The following is a 7,845-nucleotide window of genomic DNA, read 5'->3' as shown; positions in this document are numbered from 1 at the left end:
GACGCACCGCCAGCTGGCGGGCCAGCTCCTGGCGCTCGCTCTCGCACTGAATGTATTGGTGATTGAGCCGCTCCCACTCGAGCTCCAGGCTGCGGACGCGCTCCGCCAGCTGGCCGAGAATACCGGCCACCTGCGGCTGGCTCTGGTGATAGGGGTGCTCCTCGGCGCCACACAGCGGGCAAGGTTCACCGTCGCGCAGGATGTGGCGATGCTGCTCGAAACTGGCGATGGCACGTGACTGCTCCAGCGCGTGGCGTGCCTCGTCCCGTTGCAGGGCAAGCCGCTCGCGGGCCGGCGTCAGCTCGTCGCCGAGGATGGCCAGCTTGCCGAGCGCCTGCTCCAGCTGGGCGATCTCCTGCTGCAGGCGACCATGCTGCTCACCGTGATTGCGGCCATAGTCCGCCAGCTCCAGCAGCTGGCGCAGCTGGCCCAGTTGTTCGGTCTGCCCTTGCCACTGCTCCTGCGCCTTGGCCAGGCGCCCCTCCCATTGCTGCTCCTGCAATTCGTGCTGCTGTTGCTGCAGCCGGGTCTGCTCGCGCTGCCAGTAGTCGCGCTCCTGCTGCCCCTGCTCCAGCTGGCGCTGCAACTGCCTGAGGGCGCGCAGCTTGTGTTCGCGCAGGGTGAGCAGTTGCTGCAGCCTGTCGGCATCCTCGGCCCAATCCTGCATGGCGGTGAGCAGGGGCTGCCACTGGCGGGCCACCGGCGCCAGCTCCTTGTGCTCCTCAAGCCAGGCGCCCCACTGCTGGTGCTGGGCCTTGAGCTGCTCCACCTGCTGGCGCTGCTGGCGCCAGCCCTGCTCCAGGGTGAGCTGCACCTCCCGCTCCTGCGTCCCCTCCTGCTGGATCTTCTGCAGTTGCTGCTGCTTTTCCCGAATGCGGGTGTCGAGCTCCTGCGCCCGTTTGAGTTCAGGCTGCAGGGCGCCCCACTCGCGCTCGGCGGCGATCTTCTCCGCCAGCAGTTGCTGTTCGGTGAGGGCACTCTGCTGGGTCTGCTCCTCCAGCTTGCCAAGTTCGGGGCCAAGCTCGGCCAGTGCCTTCTCCTGCTGCTGCACCTCCAGGGTGAGGCGAGCCAGCTCGTCGTGATCGGCGCGGGCCACCTGGGCCTGCTCGGCGCGGGCGAACTCCTCCCGCTCGGGAGCGGCCGCACCGTGGGCAGCCTCCGCCGCGGCAAGGGCCGCCTCTCCCTCCTGACAGGCCTGCAACTGCGCAGCGATGCGGCCGTTGAGATCGCGCAAGTCCTGCATCAGTTGCTGTTGCTGCTGCTCGTGTTTGAGGCTGGTGGCGAGGCTGATCTGCTGGCTCACCCACTGCTCGCGGGTCGCCTCGTCCATCAGCGCCACGTCGCCGAGCCGCTGGCTGATGGCGGCAAGTTTCTGCTGCTCCTCCCGCGCCCGTTCATGGGTCTGGACCGAAATGGCGGAGTAGAGCTCGGTGCCGGTCATCCGTTCGAGCAGGGCCGAACGCTCGTCGGCGCTCGATTTGAGGAAGGCGGCAAACTCCCCCTGGGGCAGGATGACGGCGCGGCGAAACTGCTCCCAGGAGAGCCCCACCAGCTCGTCAATGCGATCCTGCAGCTCCCGCTTGCTGCCACTGAACACCTGGCCCGACGCCACGTCGGTCAGGCTGCGCTCCTGGGGCTGAAAGCGCCCCTCGGCGCGGCTGCGAGCCCGGCGCACCGCCCAGCGGGCCAGCCAGACACGGCCGTCACAGCCGCGAAACTGCACCTCGGCAAAACCGCTGGCGTGGCCGCGGCTGAGGATGCCGCGCACGTCGTTGGCCTTGAGCTTCTCCTCGTCATCCATGCGACCCACTTCGGCCACGTTCTTGCGGTTGGCGATAAAGCGCGGCATCTCGTCGTAGAGCGCCAGACAGATGGCATCGAGCAGGGTACTCTTGCCGGCGCCGGTATTGCCGGTGATGGCAAACAGGCCGGCGGCCCCCAGGGCGCCACCGGCAAAATCGATGGTGAATTGACCGGTCAGGCTGGCCAGATTCTCCCCTGACAGCGACAAGATTTTCATTGGCTGGACTCCTTCACCTTCTCCAGGATCTCTTCAAACGACGCCACCAGCTCGGCCTCCGGCTCCCCGTCGAACTGACGCTGATAGCAGAGGCGAAACACCTCGGTGGGGGAGAGCTCATCGAGCCGGCGCTGGCCGGCACCGTCCGCCAGCCCCTGGCCCGAGCCCTGATAACTGGTCGTGATGCGGGCCAGGCGCACCGGCTTGTCGCCGATGGCGGCCAGCACGCGCTCGCGGATGCGGGCCTCGGGTTTGGGCAGCAGCAGCCGCACCTCGAGGAAGGGCTGCGCCTGCTGCGGGCAAGCGGGCAGCGCCAGCGCCTCGATGGCCTGGAGCGCCTCGTCAAGGCCGCTCTGGGGCAGGCGGATCATCTCCACCGCGCGGGGCACCGGGATCCGCTCAAGGCGGGCCAGTTTGCCCCTCTCAAACGTCACCTCCAGCACCTGATGGTTGTAATTCGCCTCGGCCAGCGAGAGCGGCAGCGGCGAGCCGCTGTAGTGCACCCCCTCGGCCGGGCTCTGGGCCAGGTGCAGATGACCCAGCGCCGTGTAGTCGGCGGCGGCAAACAGTTCGGCAGGCAGGGCATGCTGGTTGCCGCCGAGCACTCGCCGCTCGGAGAGCTCAGAGAGCTGGCCCGCCGCCAGATAGGCGTGGCCCATGGCGATGAGGGCCTGGTCCGGATGGCAGCGCGCCCGCCCCTCGCTCAGCACCGCCTCATAGACCTGGCGTACCCCTTCGATGAGTCTGTCCTGCCCCTCCCTGAGCCCTTCTGGGCGCAGATCGCTGCTGCGCAGAAACGGCACGGCGGCGCACCAGGCGGCCACCTCGCCGTTCTTGCCTCGCAGCGGCACCAGCAGGCGCTCGGTCTCGAGGCGTCCCTCGTCGTCCCGGCTGATGCTGCCCACCAGATGCAGGTCGAAGGCGCGTAGCAGCTCGTGGGGGGCATCCAGCTTGGAGGGGGAGTCGTGGTTGCCGCCGATGAGCACCATCTCCAGTGCCGGGTGCTCGGCGCGCAGCCGTGCCAGGAAGCGGTAGAGCTGCTGCCAGGCACTGGCGGGAGGGTTGGCGGTGTCGAACAGATCGCCCGCCACCAGCAGGGCATCGATGTCGCGGGTCTTGATGGTGTCGGCCAGCCAGTCGAGGAAGGCGTCGTGTTCGAAGCGGCGGTCGTGGCCGTGAAGCTGATGACCGAGGTGCCAGTCGGCGGTGTGCAGGATCTTCATGGAAAACGGCTCGATAAGGAGAAGAGAGCGGGGGCGAAGGCGCCCCGGGATGGAGACAAGATGAGGATGGTGCCCCCCGTTTTCAACCGGGGCAGCCCCAGACGTCAGATTCAGACGGCTTGGTAATGCATCTGGTACTGAAGATGGCCGGTGAGGGGATCGGGCACCTCCCCCCCGATTTCAAAGCCGTGGCGGCGGTAGAAACGCACCGCCGGCTCGTTCTCCACGAAGACCCGTGTATGCAGCTCGGCACATCTGGATCTGGCTTCCTGCAACAGGGCGTGCCCCACCCCCCGCCCCTGCCTATCGGGGCGCACGAAGAGTGCAGCCAGGTAATCATCCACCAGCGCCATGAAGCCGAGCAGGTCCCCTCGCTCCTCGAACACCCAGATGCGGGCGTGATCGAGGTAGCGGGTACGCAGCTCCTCCTGAGCCTGCCACCAGCAGGAGGCATCGACGAAATCGTGGGCCTGCAGGGAGGCCAGGAGCCAGATTTCGACGATCTCTTCCATGTCTTCCGGCCGACTCTGTCTCAACATGGTCGCCTCCTTGTCAGCAATGTGAACACTCGCAGTCTAGGGGAGTTGGGCCCGCTCCCGGGGGATCAAGATGGGGCCCTGTGAGGTCGATCGCCCTTTATTTAGCGAGAATGATTGGCTGATCACAAAGCGCCTCTCTAGTACAATGCCCGCCGGACAATCTAGAGACCGAGGACGCCATGTGGTTTAAAAACCTGCAGATTTACCGCTTTACCCGCCCCTTCGACCTGACCGTTGAGCAGCTGGAAACCCAGCTGGAAGCCTGCGCCTTCACCCCCTGCGGCAGCCAGGACATCTCTCGGTTCGGGTGGGTCAAGCCCCTTGGCAAATTCGGCTCCACCCTGACCCACGCCGCCTCTGGCCACATCCTGCTGTGCGCTCGCAAGGAAGAGAAGATGCTGCCCGGCACCGTGGTCAAGGAGATGCTGGCGGAGAAGGTAGAGGCCATTGAATTCGAACAGGGTCGCGCCCTCAAGAAGAAAGAGAAGGAGGCGCTGAAAGAGGAGATCATGCACACCCTGTTGCCCCGCGCCTTCAGCCGCACCAGTCAGACCTTCGCCTGGATAAACCCTGCCGACAACCTGATGGTGGTGGATGCAGGCTCCGCCAAGAAGGCGGACGATCTGCTGGCGCTCTTGCGCAAATCCATCGGCTCCCTGCCGGTAGTGCCGGTGGCCCTCAAGAACCCGCCCGAGATCACCATGACCGAGTGGCTCAACGAGGGCAACCTGCCCGCCGCCTTCACCCTAGAAGATGAAGCCGAGCTGCGCAGCGCCATGGAGCACGGCGGCATCATCCGCTGCAAGCAGCAGGATCTGATGAGCGAGGAGATCAAGAATCACCTGGCCAACGACAAGCTGGTGACCAAGCTGGCCCTCAACTGGGGCGAAACCCTGAGCTTCGTGCTGGGGGACGATCTCTCCATCAAGCGCCTCAAGTTCAGCGAAGAGCTGCGCGAGCAGAATGACGACGTCACCAGTGAAGATCCCGCCGCCCGCCTGGACGCCGACTTCGCCCTGGTCACCGCCGAGCTCTCCCAGTTCATCCCGGCCCTGTTTGCTGCCCTGGGTGGTGAAGAGCAGTCCATCTAAGCAAATTGGCTCAGCCTGATTGCAAAAAACCGCCTTCACGGCGGTTTTTTCATGTCTTCGGGCATTGTCGCCACGGGCTGGACGCCTCTGGAGTAGCGCCGCCGCCCTCCCGCCGCGCAATACCCTGACCCCATAGGTTACGGCAGCATGGCGCACTGCCCCGGCAGCATGACACCTCGCTAGAGTGCCCCCCTTTCCTGCAACAGTCGATGAAGTCGCTGCGCCAGGGTGCGGTAACCCTCGGCATTGAAATGCACCGCATCGGACTTCAGGGCCGGGTCTCGCAGCAACTCGCCTATGCTGTCGTTGTCCAGCACCAGCCCGTACTGCTCTGCCAGCTCCTCGTAGAGGGGAGCGCCATCGGCAAACAGGGATTTTCGGGGCACCCCGACAAGCAGGATCTGGGCCCCGCTCCCCTGCACCGCCTCTATCATGGCAGCGAGATTGGCCTTGAGGGCCGCCTCCCCGCTGCCACGCAGGATGTCGTTGCCCCCCTCCAGCAGGATGACCAGAGCGGGTCTGTGCCGGGCCAGCAACCCGGGCAGGCGGGCCCTGCCGGCCTGGCTCAGCTCTCCGGACACCCCGCCATTGACCACGGGATGGCCGCTCAGGGTCGCCAGCACGCTGGGGTAGCTCTGGGACGGGCTCACCCCGCGCCCCTCGGTCAGACTGTCCCCGAAGGCGAGCAGGGTCTCCCCCTGGGCCAGCGGTCTGAAGGTCGGCTCCCCGCAGGCCGTCAGCAACAGGCAGAGCAGCCCCGCCATGCAAGGTTTCGCCAGCGTCCCCCGGTGTGTCATGAGCGTCTCCTTGATAGTTTTGTAACCATATGAGTATTAAGACAAACTTTTAATCAAGCTCCAAGTGTGACACATTTCGGCAGGTGAACAAGAAACCGACAAGGAGCCTGTCATGTCCCTCAAACCCCTCGGCCTGCTGGTCGCCCTCGGCCTGCTTGGCGGTTGCGCCTCCCAGGATGGCTTTCACTATGTCCCTCCTCCCCAGACCCTGATCGCCCCGGAGGCGGCCAGCGGCTGGATTGACAAACCGGGCTGGCAGGGCCGTGACTTCATGGTGGCGGCGGCCAACCCGCTGGCGGTGGATGCGGGCTACCAGATCATCAAGGCGGGGGGCAGCGCCGTCGATGCAGCCATCGCCGTCCAGCTGGTGCTGACCCTGGTGGAGCCCCAATCCTCGGGTATCGGCGGCGGCTCCCTCATGCTGGTGTGGGACGGCAAGCAGGTGGCGGCGGTGGATGGCCGGGAAACAGCCCCCGCCGCTGCCACCGATCAGCTCTTCATGAAGGAGGGCAAACCCATGGCCTTCTATGAGGGGGTGGTGGGCGGGCGCTCCGTCGGCGCCCCCGGCACGGTGCGTGCCCTGGCCCTGGCGCACGAGCGCTATGGCAAGCTGCCCTGGGCCACGCTGTTCGAACCCGCCATCACCCTCGCGGAGCAAGGGTTCGTGATAAGCCCCCGCCTCGCCACCCTGCTGGCAAAAGATCCCTATCTGGCCGGGGATCCGGACGCCCGTGCCTACTTCTATCAGGCGGACGGTACTCCCAAGACGGCAGGTACCCGGCTCACCAACCCGGCCCTGGCCAGGGTGCTGCGTACCCTGGCAAGCGATGGCCCCGACGCCTTCTATCACGGCCCGCTGGCCGAGGCCATGGTGGCCAAGGTGCACGCCCACCCGACCAACCCCGGGGTGCTGAGCGCCGCCGATCTCGCCAGCTACCGGGCCAAGCTGCGGGACGGGCTCTGCTTTGACTATCGCCAGAGCGAGATCTGCGGCTTCCCGACCCCCTCCTCCGGCACCATCGCCCTTGGCCAGATTTTCGGCATGCTGGAGAGCCGGGACATGGCCGCCCTCAAACCGGTACAGGGGGAGCAGGGCCAACTGGCCGCCTCCAGCGAGGCCATTCACCTCTACAGCGAGGCGGCACGCCTCGCCTTCGCCGATCGCAACCAGTACGTGGCCGACGGCGACGTCGTCGACGTGCCTGTGACAGGACTGCTGGACAAGGGCTATCTGGCGCAGCGGGGACACCTTATCGGCAACCGCTCCATGGGCGTCGCCCAGCCCGGCAACCCGCCCCGGGCGCTGGCCAGGGGCCGGGACGCCACCCCGGAGCTGCCCTCCACCAGCCACATCTCCATCGTGGACAAGAGCGGCATGGCGGTGGCCATGACCAGCTCCATCGAGGATGGCTTCGGCTCGCGGCTGATGGTCAACGGCTACCTGCTGAACAACCAGCTCACCGACTTCTCCTTCACCTCGGTGGACGCCGCCGGCCTGCCGGTGGCCAATCGGGTGGAGCCCGGCAAGCGCCCCCGCTCCTCCATGTCGCCCCTGCTGGTGTTTGACAAGGCAAGCGGCGAGCTCGAGATGAGCCTGGGCTCCCCGGGAGGCTCGGCCATCATCAACTACGTGGGCAAGGCGCTGCTCGGCACCCAGGATTGGGGGCTCAACCTGCAGCAGGCCATCAACCTGCCCAATTTCGGCAGTCGCAACGGCCCCACCGAGCTGGAGCAGGGTCGCACGCCCGACGCCGTGGTTCAGGGGCTCAAAGCCAGAGGGCACGAGGTCCTGCTTAACGAGCAGACCTCCGGGCTGCAGGGCGTCCAGCGCCATGCCGGCGGCTGGCTGGGGGCCGCAGACCCCAGACGTGAGGGGGTCGCCAGGGGAGAGTGATGCCCCTTCAGCACCCTCGTTCACCATGGAGGAGGCCCGCCTCCTCCATGCCGTGTGCTCATAGGTGTTCTCCCTTGCCTCCCAATATCATCATCGATTGATTATTCCTGCCAATTTTTCTTTAACTGCACACTCTTTTCACCCAATCGCAATGCATTAAAGATGCTTTTCATCAAAATCAATGAAAAAACTGGAACAGTGTTGCTCATGGCATATAAATGCATTACTTTTCAATAGAAACGGCATCTGTTGCCCTCAAGATTTCCCCTTGATACGGCCAA

General features: G+C 65.7%; 6 protein-coding genes. 2 read left to right on the top strand and 4 right to left on the bottom strand.

All coding sequences use genetic code 11. The features are described 5' to 3' along the window. From BN1120_RS03410 to BN1120_RS03400, 3 genes are all read right to left on the bottom strand, one after another. Positions 1-2,020, bottom strand: a 2,020-nt coding sequence (locus BN1120_RS03410; protein ID WP_042014753.1) for an AAA family ATPase, incomplete at its 3' end; no start/stop codon positions are given. Continuing rightward, positions 2,017-3,243, bottom strand: coding sequence for an exonuclease SbcCD subunit D C-terminal domain-containing protein (locus tag BN1120_RS03405; protein WP_042014751.1), 1,227 nt, complete (start codon positions 3,241-3,243; stop codon positions 2,017-2,019). The genes BN1120_RS03410 and BN1120_RS03405, both read right to left, overlap by 4 nt. A gap of 110 nt (positions 3,244-3,353) precedes the next feature. Continuing rightward, positions 3,354-3,782: a GNAT family N-acetyltransferase gene (locus BN1120_RS03400; RefSeq protein ID WP_010673565.1), complete on the bottom strand. Its 429-nt coding sequence runs from the start codon at positions 3,780-3,782 to the stop codon at positions 3,354-3,356. Between the two features lie 179 nt (positions 3,783-3,961). Here BN1120_RS03400 and rdgC point away from each other — a divergent pair, with 179 nt between their 5' ends. Beyond that, positions 3,962-4,873: a recombination-associated protein RdgC gene (rdgC, locus tag BN1120_RS03395; protein WP_010673564.1), complete on the top strand. Its 912-nt coding sequence runs from the start codon at positions 3,962-3,964 to the stop codon at positions 4,871-4,873. Positions 4,874-5,052: 179 nt separating this feature from the next. On the opposite strand, the gene BN1120_RS03390 is transcribed toward rdgC, so the two are convergent. After that, positions 5,053-5,670, bottom strand: coding sequence for an arylesterase (locus tag BN1120_RS03390; RefSeq protein WP_042014750.1), 618 nt, complete (start codon positions 5,668-5,670; stop codon positions 5,053-5,055). Positions 5,671-5,782: 112 nt separating this feature from the next. Between BN1120_RS03390 and ggt the strand changes: the two genes are divergently transcribed. After that, the gene (gene ggt, locus BN1120_RS03385; RefSeq protein ID WP_042014749.1) at positions 5,783-7,564 is read left to right on the top strand and encodes a gamma-glutamyltransferase; all 1,782 of its coding nucleotides are present in this window, start codon (positions 5,783-5,785) and stop codon (positions 7,562-7,564) included. Positions 7,565-7,845: the final 281 nt, after the last annotated feature.

Source organism: Aeromonas caviae (genome assembly GCF_000819785.1).
Lineage (GTDB): Bacteria > Pseudomonadota > Gammaproteobacteria > Enterobacterales > Aeromonadaceae > Aeromonas > Aeromonas caviae.
The sequence above is the reverse complement of the archived record's forward strand: the minus strand, read 5'-3'. Positions and strand labels throughout refer to the sequence as shown.